At 63.1% G+C, this 16,622-nt stretch carries 14 protein-coding genes; 13 read left to right on the top strand and 1 reads right to left on the bottom strand.

Translation table 11 applies throughout. The features are described from left to right. The first annotated feature begins 12 nt into the window (after positions 1 to 12). From NKJ23_RS10590 to NKJ23_RS10535, 12 genes are all read left to right on the top strand, one after another. Entirely contained in the window at positions 13 to 939 is a 927-nt protein-coding gene (locus tag NKJ23_RS10590) for a D-alanine--D-alanine ligase (RefSeq protein WP_352680263.1), read from the top strand. Continuing rightward, a complete protein-coding gene (locus tag NKJ23_RS10585) occupies positions 927 to 1,868 on the top strand; it encodes a cell division protein FtsQ/DivIB (RefSeq protein WP_352680262.1) in 942 nt (313 codons plus the stop codon). Before NKJ23_RS10590 ends, NKJ23_RS10585 begins: the two co-directional genes overlap by 13 nt. Further along, on the top strand, positions 1,865 to 3,172 hold the full coding sequence (gene ftsA / locus NKJ23_RS10580) for a cell division protein FtsA (protein WP_352680261.1): 1,308 nt from the start codon (positions 1,865 to 1,867) through the stop codon (positions 3,170 to 3,172). Before NKJ23_RS10585 ends, ftsA begins: the two co-directional genes overlap by 4 nt. A 67-nt stretch (positions 3,173 to 3,239) precedes the next feature. Next, entirely contained in the window at positions 3,240 to 4,910 is a 1,671-nt protein-coding gene (gene ftsZ / locus NKJ23_RS10575) for a cell division protein FtsZ (protein ID WP_352680260.1), read from the top strand. A gap of 279 nt (positions 4,911 to 5,189) precedes the next feature. Then, the gene (gene lpxC / locus NKJ23_RS10570) at positions 5,190 to 6,137 is read left to right on the top strand and encodes a UDP-3-O-acyl-N-acetylglucosamine deacetylase (protein ID WP_254818982.1); all 948 of its coding nucleotides are present in this window, start codon (positions 5,190 to 5,192) and stop codon (positions 6,135 to 6,137) included. Between the two features lie 203 nt (positions 6,138 to 6,340). Further along, positions 6,341 to 7,210 (top strand): outer membrane protein assembly factor BamD, encoded by an 870-nt coding sequence (locus tag NKJ23_RS10565; protein WP_352456160.1) that lies wholly within the window; start codon positions 6,341 to 6,343, stop codon positions 7,208 to 7,210. 13 nt (positions 7,211 to 7,223) lie between these two features. Next, entirely contained in the window at positions 7,224 to 8,897 is a 1,674-nt protein-coding gene (recN, locus tag NKJ23_RS10560; protein ID WP_352680259.1) for a DNA repair protein RecN, read from the top strand. 243 nt (positions 8,898 to 9,140) lie between these two features. After that, positions 9,141 to 11,348 (top strand): NAD-dependent DNA ligase LigA, encoded by a 2,208-nt coding sequence (ligA, locus tag NKJ23_RS10555; protein ID WP_352680258.1) that lies wholly within the window; start codon positions 9,141 to 9,143, stop codon positions 11,346 to 11,348. Next, positions 11,348 to 12,040 carry a DUF2461 domain-containing protein gene (locus tag NKJ23_RS10550; protein ID WP_352680257.1) on the top strand — a complete coding sequence of 231 codons (693 nt, stop codon included), beginning with the start codon at positions 11,348 to 11,350 and terminating at the stop codon, positions 12,038 to 12,040. The genes ligA and NKJ23_RS10550 overlap by 1 nt, the downstream gene beginning before the upstream one ends. Before the next feature lie 122 nt (positions 12,041 to 12,162). Next, positions 12,163 to 12,891 (top strand): AzlC family ABC transporter permease, encoded by a 729-nt coding sequence (locus tag NKJ23_RS10545; protein WP_352456555.1) that lies wholly within the window; start codon positions 12,163 to 12,165, stop codon positions 12,889 to 12,891. Further along, positions 12,888 to 13,184, top strand: a complete 297-nt coding sequence (locus tag NKJ23_RS10540) for an AzlD family protein (protein WP_023676751.1) — start codon at positions 12,888 to 12,890, stop codon at positions 13,182 to 13,184. The genes NKJ23_RS10545 and NKJ23_RS10540 overlap by 4 nt, the downstream gene beginning before the upstream one ends. A gap of 315 nt (positions 13,185 to 13,499) precedes the next feature. Further along, positions 13,500 to 14,390 (top strand): LysR family transcriptional regulator, encoded by an 891-nt coding sequence (locus tag NKJ23_RS10535; RefSeq protein WP_352680256.1) that lies wholly within the window; start codon positions 13,500 to 13,502, stop codon positions 14,388 to 14,390. Here the strand turns inward: NKJ23_RS10535 and NKJ23_RS10530 are convergent. Beyond that, on the bottom strand, positions 14,380 to 16,224 hold the full coding sequence (locus NKJ23_RS10530) for an aminopeptidase P family protein (RefSeq protein WP_352680255.1): 1,845 nt from the start codon (positions 16,222 to 16,224) through the stop codon (positions 14,380 to 14,382). The genes NKJ23_RS10535 and NKJ23_RS10530 overlap by 11 nt on opposite strands. A 36-nt stretch (positions 16,225 to 16,260) precedes the next feature. Here NKJ23_RS10530 and NKJ23_RS10525 point away from each other — a divergent pair, with 36 nt between their 5' ends. Beyond that, on the top strand, positions 16,261 to 16,605 hold the full coding sequence (locus NKJ23_RS10525; RefSeq protein WP_352680254.1) for a hypothetical protein: 345 nt from the start codon (positions 16,261 to 16,263) through the stop codon (positions 16,603 to 16,605). The last annotated feature ends 17 nt before the right edge of the window (positions 16,606 to 16,622 follow it).

The following is a 16,622-nucleotide window of genomic DNA, read 5'->3' as shown; positions in this document are numbered from 1 at the left end:
AAATGACGGGGAATGACAAGCAAGCACGTGGCCGTCCTTCTGGGGGGATTCTCGTCCGAGCGGCCCGTATCCCTGTCGTCGGGCAAGGCCTGCGCCGATACGCTGGAGGGGGAGGGCTACCAGGTCACCCGCATCGACGTCTCGCGTGACATCGGCTCGGTGCTCGCCGAGCTCAAGCCTGACGTCGTCTTCAATGCGCTGCACGGCCCCTTCGGCGAGGACGGCACCATCCAGGGCATCCTCGAGTACCTCGCCATTCCGTACACCCATTCCGGCGTGCTTGCCTCGGCGCTCGCGATGAACAAGGAACAGGCCAAGAAGGTCGCGAAGGCGGCCGGCGTTCCGGTGGCGGAATCGAAGGTGGCCAATCGCTTCGCCATCCAGAACAAGCACCCGATGAAGCCGCCCTATGTCGTCAAGCCGGTCAACGAAGGATCGAGCTTCGGCGTCGTCATCGTGCATGAAGGCCAGTCGCATCCGCCGCAGATCGTCGGCTCGTCCGAGTGGAGATATGGCGACGCGGTGATGGTCGAGCGTTATGTGCACGGGCGGGAATTGACGTGCGCGGTGATGGGCGATGTGGCGCTCGGTGTCTGCGAGATCATCCCGACCGGCCATTCCTTCTACGACTATGATTCAAAATACGTCGCGGGCGGATCAAAACACGAATGTCCGGCAAAACTTTCACCGAATATTTACCAAAAAATACAGACACTGGCGCTCAAGGCTCACCAAGCTATCGGGTGTCGGGGCGTTTCCCGGTCGGACTTCCGTTATGACGATCGTCACTCCGAATACGGCGAAATTGTCTGGCTCGAGGTCAACACCCAGCCGGGTATGACGCCGACGTCTTTGGTGCCGGAAATCGCCGCGCAAGCGGGACACTCGTTCGGCGATTTGTTGAGTTGGATGGTGGAGGACGCTTCGTGTCTGCGTTGAAGTGGGGACAGGGCAAGGGGAAGGGCGCGGCCGGGCCGGTGCTGTTCGGCATGCCGTTGTCGTTCGACCATTTCGTGCTGCCACGCCTGCTCCGCCGGCCGGTGCGCGTGCTGGCGCGCCTCGGCGAGGGCGATTTCGAAGCGCCGCCCTATTGCGCTGCCATGCTGTCGGCGGCACTGCTTGTTTCGAGCAGTGCCTATGGCGCCTATCTCGGCGGATATTCCGACGCCATCGTCCAGAGTGTCACCGCCCGCACCGGCTTTGCCGTCGACCAAGTCAAGGTCGTCGGCAACCGCGAAACGTCCGAGATCGATATTCTCGACAGGCTGGAACTCGACGGCTGGACCTCACTGATCGGCTTCGATGCCGAAGCCGCGCGCGAACGCATCACCACGCTACCCTGGGTCGAAGCCGCGGCAGTGCGCAAGGTCTACCCGCATACGCTGGAAGTGCGCGTCGAGGAGCGCGAGCCGTTCGCGCTGTGGCAGCAAGGCAGCGCGCTTTCGGTCATCGAGAAATCCGGCACCGTCATTGCGCCGTTCTCCGGCGGCAAGCAGATATTGCTGCCGCTGATCATCGGCACCGGCGCACCGGCCAAAGCGCCGGATTTCCTGGCCAAGATCAAGAATTATCCGGAGCTCGCCGCGCGGATCAAGGGCTATATCCGCATCGGCGAACGGCGCTGGGATCTCAAGCTTGAAAACGGCATCACGATCAAGCTTCCCGAAGACGGTGAGGATCAGGCGATTGCCGACCTGGTCAGGATGGATCACGAGAACGGGCTTTTGACGCGCGACATCGCCGCCGTCGACATGCGCCTTTCCGATCGTCTGGTCGTCCAGTTGACGCCGGAAGCGGCGACACAGCGCCAAGCCGCGCTCGACGAAAAGCCCAAGATGCTGAAGCGCAAGCCGGAGACGAAGATATGAGCTGGCTTGGCAGCAATAGCGATGCCTCGTCGCGCCGGTCCGGCATCCTGACGGTGCTGGATGTCGGCTCCAGCAAGGTCTGCTGCGTGGTTGCCAAACTCAAGCCGCGCGACGATGGCAAGCTGCTGCGCGGACGCTCGCATCGCGTCCAGGTGATCGGCATCGGCCACCAGAAATCGCAAGGCGTGAAATCGGGCGTCGTCATCGATCTCGACCGTGCCGAGCACGCCATCCGTCTTGCCGTCGACGCCGCCGAACGCATGGCGGGACTGACGGTCGATTCGCTGATCGTCAACATAACTGCCGGCCGGCTGAAGAGCGAGGCTTTTTCGGCCACCATCAATCTCGGCGGCCATGAGGCCGACGAGGCCGACATCAAGCGCGTGCTTGCCGCCGGCGCCAAGCAGGCATTGCGGGCCGAGCGCGAGGTGATCCATTCGCTTCCCGTAGCCTTTTCGCTGGATGCCGAGCGCGGTGTGCGCGATCCGCGCGGCATGGTTGGCGACCAGCTTGGCGTCGACATGCACGTGCTGACAGGCGACGCAGCGCCCTTGCGCAATCTGGAGCTCTGCATCAACCGCTCGCATCTGTCGGTCGAACGCATGGTGGCGACGCCCTATGCCAGTGGGCTTGCTGCGCTGGTCGACGACGAGCTCGAAATGGGCGCGGCCTGCATCGACATGGGCGGCGGCACGACGACGATCTCGGTGTTTTCGGAAGGCAAGTTCGTCCATGGCGATGCCATCGCGATCGGCGGCAACCACGTCACGCTGGATATGGCCAAGGGCCTGTCGACCTCGCTCGATGCCGCCGAAAGGCTGAAAGTGATGCATGGCTCGGCGCTGCCTGGCAGTGCCGACGACCGCGACCTGGTTTCCATCCATCCGATCGGCGAGGACGGCGAGGTGCCGTTGCAGATCCCGCGCTCGGTGATGACGCGCATCATCCGCGCCCGCATCGACGAGACGCTGGAATTGTTGCGCGACCGGCTGAACAAATCCGGCTACGGCAACGCCGTCGGCAAGCGTGTGGTGCTGACCGGCGGTGCCAGCCAGCTTGCCGGCCTGCCAGAAGCAGCACGCCGCATTCTCGGCCGCAATGTGCGCATTGGCCGCCCGCTTGGCGTGGCAGGCCTGCCCGAGGCGGCCAAGGGGCCGGCTTTTTCGACGCCCGTCGGGCTTCTGATCTACCCGCAGATGGCGAGCTTCGAGAGCCGCCCGGCGAAGGGAATTTCCGGTCTTCGGATGACCGGAACAGGCGGAAAACTGCATCGAATGAGTCAGTGGTTGAGAGACAGTTTTTAATTTGACGGGGACAGCCCCATAGGCGGCCGCGGCGGCGAAGCGGCGGGAAAGGCAAAGGACGAAGACAATGACCATCAATCTGCAGAAGCCGGACATCACCGAGCTCAAGCCGCGCATCACCGTGTTCGGTGTCGGCGGCGGCGGCGGCAATGCCGTCAACAACATGATCACCGCCGGCTTGCGCGGCGTTGAGTTCGTGGTGGCCAACACCGACGCGCAGGCACTGACGATGTCGAAGGCCGAGCGGCTGATCCAGCTCGGCGCGCATGTCACCGAGGGTCTTGGCGCCGGATCGCAGCCTGAAGTCGGGCGCGCGGCGGCGGAGGAATGCATCGACGAGATCATCGATCATCTCTCCAACACGCATATGTGCTTCGTCACTGCCGGCATGGGCGGCGGCACCGGCACCGGGGCGGCTCCCGTCGTTGCGCGCGCTGCCCGCGAAAAGGGTATCCTCACCGTCGGCGTCGTCACCAAGCCGTTCCACTTCGAAGGCCAGCGCCGCATGAAGACGGCCGACATGGGTATCGAGGAACTGCAGAAATGCGTCGATACCCTGATCGTCATTCCCAATCAGAACCTGTTCCGGCTGGCCAATGACAAGACCACCTTCGCCGATGCCTTCGCCATGGCCGACCAGGTGCTCTATTCGGGCGTTGCCTGCATCACCGACCTGATGGTCAAGGAAGGCCTGATCAATCTCGACTTCGCCGACGTCCGCTCGGTCATGCGCGAAATGGGCAAGGCGATGATGGGAACCGGCGAGGCTTCGGGCGAGGGCCGCGCAATGGCCGCGGCGGAAGCTGCCATCGCCAATCCGCTGCTCGACGAGACCTCGATGAAGGGCGCCAAGGGCTTGCTGATTTCGATCACCGGCGGCCGCGACCTGACCCTGTTCGAAGTCGATGAGGCGGCAACCCGCATTCGCGAAGAGGTTGACCAGGATGCCAACATCATTCTGGGCGCCACCTTCGACGAGGAACTCGAAGGCGTTATCCGCGTGTCGGTGGTCGCCACCGGCATCGACAAATCGGCGGCCGAAATCGCTGCCGCGCCGATCGCCATCCGCACGGCTCCGCCGAAGCCGGTCAGCCGCCCGGCGGCCCAGGTCACGGAAATGCGCCCGGCGCCTGTCCAGCAACCGATCTATGAACCACGTGCTGCCGACCCGGTCGCCGAGGCCATTCAGCTCGCCGAGGCGAATGCGGCAGCGATGGCGCAGGCCCGCCCGGCACCGGTCGCCCATGCGGAAGACTTCCGTCCGCAGAGCAAGATTTTCCAGGCGCCTCCCGCTCAGCCGCAGCCAATGATGCAGCCAGCGGTTCAGCAAGCGATGCAGCCGGCCCCGCATCGTGAAATGCCGCACCCGGTTGTCGCAGCGCCCCAGCGCATGCCGCGGGTCGAGGATTTCCCGCCGCAGGTGAAGGCCGAAGTGGAGGCCAAGGCGCGCCCGGCCGACCACGAAAACAGCGGCCCGATGGGCTTGCTCAAGCGCCTGACCAACGGCTTGACCCGCCGCGAAGAGGAGCCTGCAAGGCTGCAGCCGGCGCAGCCGCGCGAACCGAAACTGCGCCAGGCGCCGGCGGAAGTGCGCCGCCTTGCCAGCCAGGATCCGCAGCTTTACGCGCCGCGCCGCGGCCAGCTGGACGAGCAGGGCCGACTGACGCCGCAGAGCCGGGCTGTCCAGGAAGACGATCAGTTGGAGATTCCCGCCTTCCTGCGCCGACAGGCCAATTGATCTGTTAACGGTTCGTAACAGTTATTAACAGGCGAGCAGGAAACTGTTCGCCTGTTAACTTTAAAAGTGATTGTAAAACAAGGACTTATGGGGCAATCCCGCGCTGGACCGCAGTTACAAAGAGTAAGAAACCGTGATTTGGAGTCTCCCCGCGGGACCATTATCTTCGCCACCGACCAAAGTCGGTTTGCTGGGAGTCTCGGGGAAGTGGCCCTGCCTGCCGATCAATCAAGAGCCGCGCCCTCAGGGCAGATGAAGCGGACCTAGGCAGCATGGGCTATGGGGATTGTTTTGCACGACTATCAGACGACACTTAAATCGCGCGCGACGCTGACTGGCATCGGCGTTCACAGTGGCAATCCGGTCACCGTCCATTTCCTGCCGGCGGATGCCGATACGGGTGTCGTCTTCCAGCTTTCGAATGCAAGCGGAAGCCACGAGTTTCGCGCGCTCGTCTCCGAGGTCGGCGCCACCGATCTCTGCACCATGCTTGGCGATCCGCAAGGCGAGCACATTGCCACGGTCGAGCATCTGATGGCGACGCTTTTCGGGCTTGGAATCGACAATCTCGTCATCGAAATCGACGGCCATGAGGTGCCTATCCTCGACGGCAGCGCAGTGATGTTCGTCGAGGCCATTGACCAGGCAGGCATCGAAACGCTGCCGGTCAAGCGTCGCTACATCAGGGTGGTCAAGCCGGTTCGCATCGAGAACGGCGCCTGCTGGGCGGAGTTCAGGCCCTATGACGGTACGCGCTTCGAGATCGAGATCGATTTCGAAAGTCCGGCGATCGGGCGCCAGCTTTTTGCATCCGACATGAACGCCGATATTTTCCGCCGCGACGTCGCGCGAGCCCGCACTTTCGGTTTCATGAAGGACGTCGAGCGGCTGTGGGCGGCCGGCTATGCGCTCGGCTCGTCTTTGGAAAACTCCCTGGTGATCGGCGACGACAACCGCGTGATCAACATGGGAGGCCTGCGCTATCCCAACGAGTTCGCGCGCCACAAGACGATGGATGCGATGGGCGACCTGGCGCTCGCCGGTGCCCGGTTCATCGGCTGCTTCCGCTCCTATCGTGGTGGCCACAGGCTGAACGCAGCTGCGCTGCGCCGTCTCTTGTCCGACCGTTCGGCTTTCGAGATCGTTGAGACGACGCGCCGCGAGCGCGGGCGTACCGCCGAGATGAGCGCCGTCAACGCACCCCTCTATGCGCCCTGGATGATCTGATTCTTAACGTTTTGCGGCTCTTATCGCGATCAGCGGTGTTGCATGGATGCATCACTGGCCGGCCAAATCGCACAGCTTTCCAGGTGGCGCCAAACCGCCACAAAAATGTGCGATTGGCCGGGGATAGCGTTGCCGGGCAAGGCGGTTATGGTTTATGGCTGCTGCCGTCGACTGAAATGACGCCGAAAGGGCGGAATCCAATCATGTTTTTCAAGCGAGTTGGTCAATCGAAGGCGCCGCGGCGGGCTGTTTTCCTGGCGCTTTCGGTGGTCGTTCCATCGCTGTTTCTGTCGGCCTGCATGTCGTCCGAGAAGGACGTCGATCTATCGACCTATGTCGATCAGACCGAGCCGGCCGACGTGCTCTATAATCAGGGTCTCGCCAATCTGAATGCCGGGCGCCTGCAGGAAGCAAGCCGCAAATTCGATGCCGTCGACCGCCAGCATCCCTATTCCGAATTCGCCCGCAAATCGATGGTGATGGGTGCCTTTGCCGACTACCGTCAGGGCAATTACGACGAGGCGATCGGTTCGGCCAAGCGCTACCTGACCCTTTATCCGTCGACCGACGATGCAGCCTATGCCCAGTACATTATCGGGCTGAGCTACTACCGTCAGATCAAGGACGTCACCCAGGACCAGAAGGAAGCGCGTCTTACCGTGCAGACGATGCAGGACCTCGTGACGCGCTGGCCCACGTCCGAATATGCCGACGACGCCAAGGAGAAGATCCGCTTCGCCAACGATCAGCTCGCCGGCAAAGAGATGCAGATCGGCCGCTATTATCTCGAGCGCCGCGAATACATCGCAGCCGTCAAACGGTTCCGCAACGTGGTGGAGAACTATTCCAACACACGCCATGTCGAGGAGGCGCTGGCGCGTTTGACCGAGAGCTACTATGCGATGGGGCTGACGTCGGAAGCGCAGACCGCTGCGGCCGTGCTCGGCACCAACTATCCCGACAGCCAGTGGTACAAGGACTCCTACAAGCTCCTGCAGAGTGGTGGGCTCGAGCCGCGCGAGAATGCCGGATCGTGGATCTCCAAGGCCGGGAAGCTGATCACCGGCGCCTGAGCGGCGCGTTACCATGCTCTCCAGGCTGTCGATCCGCGATATCGTTCTGATCGAGAAGCTGGACATCGACTTCTCGTCCGGCCTTTCGGTGCTGACCGGCGAAACCGGCGCCGGAAAGTCCATCCTGCTCGACGCCTTGTCGCTGGCGCTTGGCGCCCGCGGCGACGCCTCGCTGGTGCGGCATGGCGCGGCACAAGGCCAGGTCATCGCGGTGTTCGACGTGCCGCGCAACCACGCCGCTCGCATGCTGCTTGCCGATAATGCCATCGAGGACGACGGCGACATCATCCTGCGCCGCGTCCAGACGGCGGACGGCCGCACGCGTGTTTTCGTCAACGACCAGCCGTCCAGCGTGACGCTGATGCGCGACATCGGCCGTGCGCTTGTCGAGATCCATGGCCAGCATGACGAGCGCGCTTTGGTCGATCCCGGCGCCCATCGCGAGTTGCTCGACAGTTTCGGCGGCCATCTCGGCGCTGCTCGGGCAACCGGCGAGGCGTGGCGGCATTGGCGTACCTGCGAGCAGGAATTTTCACGGCACCGGGCCAAAGTCGAGGCAGCTGCCCGTGAGGCCGATTATCTGCGTGCAGCGGTAGCCGAATTGACCAGGCTCGATCCGCAACCGGGCGAAGAGACCGAGCTCGCCGAACTGCGCGCCTCGATGATGCGTGCCGAAAAGATCGCCTCGGAAATCCACGATGCGCAGGATGTGCTCTCGGGCCCGTCCTCGCCCTTGCCGCAGTTGGCCAGCCTGCTCAGGCGGCTGCAGCGCAAGGTGACGGAAGCGCCCGGCTTGCTCGAGGATGTCGTCAAGTCGCTCGACGAGGCGATGCTGTTGCTCGACGCGGCGCAGTCGGGCGTCGAAGCCGCACTGCGCGCCACCGAATATGATCCGCAGCGGCTGGAGAAAGCCGAGGAGCGGCTGTTTTCGCTGCGTGCCGCCTCGCGCAAGCACAGCGTCGCTGTCGACGACCTGGCACAATTGCGTGACACCATGGCGGCCGACCTTGCCGATCTCGACGCCGGCGAAGAGCGCCTGCATGCGCTGGAGACACAGGCTGCAGCGGCGCGCCAGGCCTATGACATTACGGCGGCCCAGCTGTCGTCGCGTCGCCATGCGGCGGCCGTCGGGCTGACCAAGGCGGTGATGGCCGAACTGCCGGCGCTGAAGCTCGAACGGGCCGATTTCATCGTCGAGATCGCAAGCGATGCCGAGAGCCGCATGGAAGAAGGCATCGACCAGGTCGAGTTCTGGGTGCGCACCAACCCCGGCACCAGGCCCGGCCCGATGATGAAAGTCGCTTCCGGCGGCGAGCTTTCGCGCTTCCTGCTGGCGTTGAAGGTAGCACTCGCTGACCGGGGTTCGGCGCCGACCTTGGTCTTTGATGAAATCGACACCGGCGTCGGCGGCGCGGTTGCCGACGCCATCGGCCAGCGGCTGGCGCGGCTGGCAAAACGCGTGCAGGTGCTGTCGGTCACGCATGCACCGCAAGTGGCGGCGCGCGCGGCGACGCATTTCCTGATCTCCAAATCGGGCGGGGCCGACCGGGTCTCGACCGGCATCGCTGAGATGGACCGGGCGGCGCGGCAGGAAGAGATCGCACGCATGCTCGCCGGTGCCACCATCACCGACGAGGCGCGCGCGGCGGCCGAGCGGCTGTTGCGGGAGAACACCGCGGCAGCATAAAGCGGTTCGTCGTTTCACGGAAGCGCCGAACCGCTCTACTTCTTTGTTTTGCGCAATTCCGGACGGAAAACCGTTTCACACTTTTTCCTGGAATTTGCTCCAGGCGAGTTCGTTTCCGGCGCTCGTGACCTGAGTCAGGGTCTGGCGCCATCCTGCTGTTCAGGAATGATTTTCGGTGTCTGGTCTCTCCCTCATGAGAGAATCCTGTTCTATTGTGTCGCGCCACCGTGGAGGGAGCAGTGCATGGACGAAAAACCAGTCGATTCGCTCAGCGAAAGCGAGGCGGCAAGCGAGTTGAAGCGGTTGGCGCAGGAGATCGCCGAGCACGACCGGCGCTACCATGGCGAGGACGCGCCGATAATCACGGATGCGGAATATGACGCGCTGACGCGGCGCAACCTCGCCATCGAGCAGCGGTTCCCGCATCTTGTGCGCGAGGATTCGCCCTCACGCAGGGTCGGCGCGCCGCCGGCGGAAGGTTTTGCCAAGGTGCGCCACGCGGTGCCGATGCTCAGCCTTGCCAAGGCCTATACCGACCAGGACGTCGCGGACTTCATAGAACGGGGCCGGCGATTCTTTGACCGCGACAAGGATCTGAACATCGCCTTCACGGCGGAGCCGAAGATCGACGGGCTATCGGCTTCCCTGCGGTATGAAGGCGGTGTGTTCGTGCAGGGAGCAACGCGCGGCGACGGCGTGGTCGGCGAGGACATCACCGCCAATCTCAAGACCATCGCCGATATTCCCAAGACCTTGAAGGGATCGGACTGGCCCGAGGTCATCGAAATACGCGGTGAGGTCTATATGACCTACGCGGAATTCGAGGCGCTGAAGCAACGTTCGGCGGCGATAGGCGGCCAGGATTACGTCAATCCGCGTAACACGGCGGCCGGGTCGCTCCGCCAAAAGGACCCGTCCGTTACCGCCAGCCGCAACCTCAAATTCTTTGCCTACGCTTGGGGCTATACTTCAAAGGATCCAGCTCCGACCCAATACGATTCCGTGCAAAAATTCGCGGAGTGGGGATTCAAGGTCAGCCCGCTGATGGTCCGGGCAAGATCGGTCGAGGAACTCGTCGCGCACTATCACCTAATCGAGACCCAGCGCTCATCGCTGGGCTACGACATCGACGGCGTCGTCTACAAGGTCGACCAGCTGGAATTGCAGCGCAGATGGGGTTTCGTCACCGGCGAACCACGCTGGGCCATTGCCCACAAATTTCCGGCCGAACAGGCGATGACAACCGTGCTCAGGATCGACATTCAGGTGGGCCGTACCGGTACGCTGGCGCCCGTTGCCCGGCTTGCGCCCGTCACGGTCGGCGGCGTCGTGGTCGAAAACGTCACGCTTCACAACGAAGATTACATCAAGGGTCTGGACAGCAACGGCCAGCCGATCCGCGACGGCAACGACATACGTATCGGCGACACGGTGGTCATCCAGCGGGCGGGGGACGTCATTCCGCAGATCGTCAGCGTCGTCGTCGACAAGCGTCCGCCAGATGCCGTGCCCTACGAATTCCCGCACAAATGTCCGATCTGCGGCTCACCCGCAACGCGCGAGATCAACGAGAAGACCGGCAAGGAGGATTCCCGCCGACGGTGCACCGGCGAACTGATCTGTCCTGCGCAGGCCGTCGAAGGATTGCGCCACTTTGTGTCGCGCGGCGCCATGGATATCGAAGGCCTGGGCGCTGAAAACATAGACCTGTTCTTCAATGCCGGGTTGGTCAAGACTGCCGCCGATATCTTCACCCTCCGGGACCGCCGTCCCGCCGTCACCAAGGCGCTGGCGGAGCGACGGGAGGAGCAGGCCAGGCAGCGCGAGGCCGCATCGGGCAAAACGCGCAAGAATGTACGCAGCGTCGAGGAACGCAACTATGACGGCCTCGACAAGCTCTTCGCTGCCATCGACGCCCGCCGCGAACCCGAACTTGATCGCTTCATCTTTGCGCTGGGCATCCGCCATATCGGCGAAACGACGGCCGCTGTGCTCGCCCGAACCTTCTCGACGATCGAGGAGTTAATCCGCATTGGCAAGGAGACGGCAGCGGCAGCCGATCCACATACCGTTTTTCCTTCGATCAACGGCATCGGCGATACGGTGATAGGCGCGCTTCGCGATTTCTTCGGCAATGAACGCAACGACGCCGTGCTTGAAGCGCTGCTCACACAGGTCCATCCGAAGCCGTACATTGTGAACGTCTCAGCCGATAGTGCGGTCGCCGGCAAGACAATCGTGTTTACAGGCACGCTGGAAAAGATGACGCGCCCGGAGGCCAAGGCGATGGCCGAACGCCTCGGCGCGAAGGTCGCCGGCTCGGTTTCCGCGAAGACCGATCTTCTGGTGGCAGGGCCAGGCGCCGGTTCCAAGCTGAAGGATGCGACCAAATTCGGCATCGAGGTGATCGACGAGGACACCTGGCTGCAGCGGATCGGCAAGGGCGGGTGATGGCGGCTGCGTTCAACGGTTTTGGGCAAAAGGCCATTCCCTTCCTCAAGGCGCTGGATTTTCATCAGAGCCGGGAGTGGTTTTTGGAAAACCGCGACCTTTTCGAACGCGACCTGCGCGATCCCTTCGGCGATCTGGTCGAGACGCTCTCCGAGCGCTTCACGGCCGCGGGGGTCGGCCTGCGCGGCGACCGCAAGAAGTCGCTGTTCCGGATTAACCGCGACGTGCGTTTCGCCAAGGACAAACGGCCTTATAACCGGCATTTGTCGGCGATTCTTTCGCCCGACGGCACCAAGATGGAACAGGGCGTGTTTTACGTCCATATCGGGCTCGAGCGCTGCTTTGCCGCCATTGCCTGGTGGCAGCCCGGACCGGAGCTATTGCTGGCGCTGCGCAACGCGATCGCGAAGCGGCCCGCTGAATTCCGCAGCCTCGTCGCGGCGCTGAAGAAGAACGGCCTCGAGCTCGACCCGGACGGCTGCATGAAGCGCACGCCGCGCGGCTTCGAGCATATCGCCGAGCCCGAACTCGCTGCCGCGATCCGCAACCGGCATTTTGCCGTCCGGCACGCAATCGAGCCGGCGGATATCTACGGATCTGGATTGGTCGACGAACTCGTCGACTTCGTCATGCGGGCAAAACCGCTGCTTGACTGGGGCAGGGCGATCGAAGGCAAGGCTTCGCCGCGCTAGGCTCGGAAGCGAGCTTGCCGCGACGCTTCAGCCATCATTTCCGCTGATCGTTTGCCTCAAGCAAATTGGTGTGACAAGCCGGGCCGCTCTCTCTACATACGGCCGTTCCCAAGGAGCGATCGATGTCGGCGGAAGCAATCTCCGAAAACGGAGCGAAAAGCGATTTCTGGGACGGCGTGCGGCTCAGCATGCCCGTCGTGGTGGCGTCGGCGCCGTTTGCATTGCTGTTCGGTGCGCTCGCAGTCGACAACGGGTTTTCCGTGCTCGAAGCGTTCCTGATGAGCGCAACGGTGTTCGGCGGCGCCAGCCAGATGGTCGGCATCGAGCTGTTCGGCCAGCATGTCGCGCCGTGGCTGATCGTGCTTTCGATCTTCGCGGTGAATTTTCGCCATGTCCTCTATTCGGCCGGCATCGGCCGGCGCATCGCGCATTGGCCGCTGATCCAGCAGGCGATAGGCTACTTCGTGCTCACCGATCCGCAGTTCGCGGTGGCCGAGCGCAAGGCTGAGGCCGGCGAGACCGTCGGGTTTACCTGGTATATGGGGCTTGGGCTGCCGGTCTATGTGTTCTGGATCATCGAAAGCGCGCTCGGCGCGATGTTCGGCAAGCTTATTCCCGACACCCATGCGTTGGGCATCGATTTCCTGCTGCCGATCTATTTTCTCGGCCTGGTCATGAGCTTCCGCAAGCGGCCGCTGTGGCTGCCGGTGGTCGTCGCCAGCGCTGCCGCCTCCATCATTGCCTACAAAACGGTCGGCTCGCCCTGGCATGTCTCCATAGGTGCGCTGGCCGGCGTGCTGCTCGCCGTCATCCTGCCGCCCCGCCACAGCGGCGTGGAGGCACGGCCATGAGCACGACCTTGTGGATCATCATCGCCGCTTCGATCGCGACCTATCTGACCCGCATCGGCGGTCATCTGGTGATCTCGCGTTTCGATCAAATCCACCCGCGCGTCGAGGCCGGGCTGAGCGCCGTGCCGGCGGCGGTGCTGACCACGCTGGTGGCGCCGGCGGCGCTCAGCGCCGGGCCGGCGGAATGGGCAGCCTTGATCGTCGCCGGCCTGGTCTCACTGCGCGGCGGCCTGATGGCGATGTTCCTGGCGGGTGCGGCCGTGCTGATCCTCGCGCGGCAGCTCGTCGGCTGATCGACTTTTGCCTTGGCGGCGAGAGCACACATGCGCTTTACCGCAGCGACTATTGCCGCGCCGACCCGCGACAGGCTCAGCCGGATCGCCTCCGCTCTCTCCTGGTGGGCGCCACGCACGGCGTCGCTATAGAGGGCTTCGCGCTGCTTCGGCGTCAATGCGCTTAGATCGATCGGCTGGATGCCGAAGGGCTCAGGCGACATTTCCATCTCTCCAGGGTTCGCGTTTGATCGGCAGCTACACCGGCGATTTACGGGAAAGGCGTAATCAGTTAAAATGAATAATTAAGATCGTTATGTTCTCCAGGAGAGATGTATGGATTTGGCCGATCTGCGCATCTTCCGCACGGTGGTGCGCGAGGGCGGAATCACCAGGGCGGCGGAAAAACTGTTTCGCGTGCAGTCGAACGTGACCACACGCATCCGACAGCTCGAGGAGGATCTCGGCGTGCAGCTGTTTATCCGGGAGGGCAAGCGCCTGCATGTATCGCCGGCCGGTCACAGATTGGTCGGCTATGCGGATCGGCTGCTGGCGCTTGCGGAGGAGGCGCGAACGGCGATGCTCGATCCACGCCCGCGCGGCACGCTTCGCCTAGGTGCCATGGAGAGCACCGCCGCGGCACGGCTTCCAAGTCTGCTCGCCGAATACCATGCACGGCATCCCGAAGTGGAAATCCAGTTGCGCACCGGCAATCCGCAGGTTCTCGCGACCGCCATGCTTGCCGGTGAGCTCGATGCAGCGTTCGCCGCCGAGCCGATCGCTGACGTTCCGTTCGAAAAGCTGCCCGCATTCCACGAGCAGCTGGTCATTGTCTCGGCGGCATCGCGCGTTTCGGTCGAAGACCACCTGAACATGCCCAAAACCATGATAGCCTTCGAGCACGGCTGTCCGCACCGCAAGCGGCTGGAACAATGGTATGCGCGCAGAGGGTTCATGGCCGAGAAAACCATCGAGCTTGGTTCATACCATGCCATCCTTGGTTGCGTGGTGGCTGGCATGGGCATAGCGCTGATGCCGAAAAGCGTGCTTTCGGGTTTCCCGGAAAGCCGCTGGCTAAAGCTGCACGAACTGCCCTCTGACGAAGACAACGCCGTCACGGTGTTGTTCTGGCGCAAGGGAGCCGGTTCTCCCAACGTCACCGCTTTGCAGGGACTGCTTGCGGAGCAAAGCCTGTCAACCGGCGTTGCCGCCGCGGCTATTGCTTGAAGTCGTGCGGCAGCGGCGCGGTTGCCTTTTCCAGCCAGGCCAGCGTTTCGCCGTCGAGCATCGGTCCGATCTCGGCCAGTACGCGCGCATGGTATTCGTCAAGCCAATGCAACTCGTCGCGGGTTAAAAGGTCCGATCGGACCAGCCGCTTGTCGATCGGCGCCAGCGTCAGTGTCTCGAAGCCGTGCATGGCGATGTCGCCGCGCTCGATTGCCTCGGCCGGTGTCACCAGGATCAAGTTCTCGATGCGGATGCCGTAGGAACCTTCCTTGTAATAGCCGGGCTCGTTGGAGACGATCATGCCGGCCAGCAGCTTTTCGGTACCGGTCTTGGCGATACGCTGCGGGCCCTCATGCACGGCAAGATAGGAGCCGACACCGTGCCCGGTGCCATGGGCGAAATCGCAGCCGTGTCTCCATAGCGCCAGGCGCGCCACTGCATCGATTTCGGAGCCGCGCGTGCCCTGGGGGAAGCGCAGCATGGAGATGCCGATCATGCCTTTCAGCACCAGCGTGAAGCGTTCGCGCATCTCCTCGGTTGGCGTGCCGATCGGCACGGTGCGGGTGATGTCGGTGGTGCCGTCCTGGTACTGCCCGCCGGAATCGAGCAGGAACAGCTCGCCATCCCCCAGCTTGCGATTGGTGGCGCGGGAGACGCGGTAGTGCATGATGGCGCCGTTAGGACCAGCGCCGGAGATGGTATCGAACGATACGTCGCGCAGCGGCATCTGCGTTTCTTCGCCGGTCTGACAGCGCGTCTCCTCAAGCCTGGTGACAACGGCGATTTCGTCGAGCGTGCCGGGCTTCTGGCGGTCGAGCCAGCACAGCAGTTTGGCGACCGCGGCGCCGTCGCGGCGATGTGCGGCGCGTGCGCCGGCGATCTCAGCTTTGTTCTTTGTTGCGCGTGGAATGCGGGCCGGATCGGGCACGGCAATGACGGTGCCGCCATTATCCTCGACCAGCATCCTGAGCTTGTCCGCCGCTAGAACCGGGTCCAGCGCGATTTTTGCGCCGCCCTTAGCCCGGGTGACGATTGCCGTTTCGAATTCACCTGGTTCGTGCAATTCGGCGAGCTGCGTCAGGTAGGCCGCGACGGTGCGCGAAAACTTGCGCTGGTCCATGAAAAGCAGATGCGAGCCGTCGGCGGCGAGCACGGCAAAGCCGAGCGCCAGCGGTGTGTGCGGTACGTCGCCGCCACGGATGTCGAACGCCCAGGCAATGGAGGAGGGGTCGGTCAGCACGGCATGGGTGGCGCCGTCCTTCTCGGTGGCCGCCGCCAGCCGCACCAGCTTGTCCTTGGCCAGTTCGCCGGCAAAGCCGATCGGGTGGATCTCGACCGGCGCCAGTGGCGGCCCGGGCTGGTCCTGCCAGATCGCGTCGATCGGATTCTCTTCGAGCGGCACCAGTATCGCGCCGGATTTCTCGGCCGAGGCTTTCAGCGCCTTGACGTCGCTGATCGTATGCAGCCACGGATCGAAGCCCAATCGCACGCCCTTGCCGAGATTGTCCTTGATCCAGTTGGCCGGCGGGTTGTCGACAAGGCTCTCGATCGAAAAGATGTCGAGATCGACCTCCTGGCGCACCTGCAGCGTGTAGCGCCCGTCGACAAACATGACGGCGCGCTCGCCAAGCACAATGGCGACTCCGGCCGAGCCGCTGAAGCCGGTCAGCCATTTCAGCCGTGCCGAGCGATCGGCGACATATTCGCCCTGGTGCTCGTCGGCACGGGGCACAATGAAGCCATCCAGCCCGTTGGCCGCCAACCATTGGCGCAGCATTGCCACGCGCGGCTTGCCAACGGCCGGATCGCCGGCGGAATCGAAGGTCTGGAACATGTCGGCTCTCCTCGAATGCTGGCGCGACCGTAGCGCATGACCTCGAAAATCGGAATCGATTTTCGGAACGATCATTCCCGGTTGCTGCGTGTCTCTTTGCGCATGGAGGCCATGCAGAATCGTCGATTTCAAAAAGCGTCAGCAAGGCTTACCTTCTTCACGTGGAGGAAAGAGTCCTATTGCCCTGCAAAGGAGACCGTCATGTCCACGATTTCACCTAGACGCGGATTTTTCAGAAACGCTGTGAAAGCGCTGATCGAAGCTCGCCAGCGCGAAGCGAGCCGGTATGTGAGAGGCGTTCTGCTTGGCTTTGACGACGAAACGCTGAAAGCTCACGGCTACGATCGCGAACAGCTGAAGAAAGCGGCGAACTCGCGCTAGGTCCGAGTTGATTCCGG

It is taken from the genome of Mesorhizobium sp. M0184, from assembly GCF_040322215.1.
Lineage (GTDB): Bacteria > Pseudomonadota > Alphaproteobacteria > Rhizobiales > Rhizobiaceae > Mesorhizobium.
This window is presented reverse-complemented; position numbering and strand designations above follow the sequence as displayed.

What these genes read in the sequence shown, in the direction of transcription:
- NKJ23_RS10590 (WP_352680263.1), top strand. Translation starts at nt 13, where the DNA reads ATGACAAGCAAGCACGTGGCCGTCCTTCTGGGGGGATTCTCGTCCGAG.
- ftsA (WP_352680261.1), top strand. Translation starts at nt 1,865, where the DNA reads ATGAGCTGGCTTGGCAGCAATAGCGATGCCTCGTCGCGCCGGTCCGGC.
- ftsZ (WP_352680260.1), top strand. Translation starts at nt 3,240, where the DNA reads ATGACCATCAATCTGCAGAAGCCGGACATCACCGAGCTCAAGCCGCGC.
- lpxC (WP_254818982.1), top strand. Translation starts at nt 5,190, where the DNA reads ATGGGGATTGTTTTGCACGACTATCAGACGACACTTAAATCGCGCGCG.
- NKJ23_RS10565 (WP_352456160.1), top strand. Translation starts at nt 6,341, where the DNA reads ATGTTTTTCAAGCGAGTTGGTCAATCGAAGGCGCCGCGGCGGGCTGTT.
- recN (WP_352680259.1), top strand. Translation starts at nt 7,224, where the DNA reads ATGCTCTCCAGGCTGTCGATCCGCGATATCGTTCTGATCGAGAAGCTG.
- ligA (WP_352680258.1), top strand. Translation starts at nt 9,141, where the DNA reads ATGGACGAAAAACCAGTCGATTCGCTCAGCGAAAGCGAGGCGGCAAGC.
- NKJ23_RS10550 (WP_352680257.1), top strand. Translation starts at nt 11,348, where the DNA reads ATGGCGGCTGCGTTCAACGGTTTTGGGCAAAAGGCCATTCCCTTCCTC.
- NKJ23_RS10545 (WP_352456555.1), top strand. Translation starts at nt 12,163, where the DNA reads ATGTCGGCGGAAGCAATCTCCGAAAACGGAGCGAAAAGCGATTTCTGG.
- NKJ23_RS10540 (WP_023676751.1), top strand. Translation starts at nt 12,888, where the DNA reads ATGAGCACGACCTTGTGGATCATCATCGCCGCTTCGATCGCGACCTAT.
- NKJ23_RS10535 (WP_352680256.1), top strand. Translation starts at nt 13,500, where the DNA reads ATGGATTTGGCCGATCTGCGCATCTTCCGCACGGTGGTGCGCGAGGGC.
- NKJ23_RS10530 (WP_352680255.1), bottom strand. Translation starts at nt 16,224, where the DNA reads ATGTTCCAGACCTTCGATTCCGCCGGCGATCCGGCCGTTGGCAAGCCG.
- NKJ23_RS10525 (WP_352680254.1), top strand. Translation starts at nt 16,261, where the DNA reads ATGACCTCGAAAATCGGAATCGATTTTCGGAACGATCATTCCCGGTTG.